The organism is Flavobacterium zhairuonense (assembly GCF_004352915.1).
In the GTDB taxonomy this organism is placed as follows: Bacteria; Bacteroidota; Bacteroidia; order Flavobacteriales; family Flavobacteriaceae; genus Flavobacterium; species Flavobacterium zhairuonense.
Window position 1 is genome coordinate 1 of the sequence record NZ_SJSY01000022.1, and the last position, 344, is coordinate 344.

Below are 344 nucleotides of genomic sequence, written 5' to 3' on the forward strand. Positions count from 1 at the left end.
GGGAACAGGAGCGAGGTATCAATGGGGAACAGGATCTGTAGTCGGTACTAACCCGATTTCAGGAGCCACTTCGTCCACATATACCACTCCGACCCTTACAGGTAACACTACGTATTGGGTGAGAATAGAGAATACTACTTCGCCGTGTACAGCAACAACCGGAGGCGTTTCGCAAGTGGTTACTGTAAATGCACCATCAACAGCACCGACAAGCATAAGCGGAATTACAACGATCTGTAGCGGAACCGGAACTACATTGACGGCAGTCGGCGGGACTCTGGGAACTGGAGCGACTTACCAGTGGGGTACAGGATCTGTAGTTGGGACAAACCCGATTTCAGGAG

General features: G+C 51.2%; 1 protein-coding gene. It reads left to right on the forward strand.

Annotation, left to right across the window (positions count from 1 at the left end):
• Positions 1 to 344, forward strand: a 344-nt coding sequence (locus EYY60_RS22145; protein ID WP_208749417.1) for a hypothetical protein, incomplete at both ends; no start/stop codon positions are given.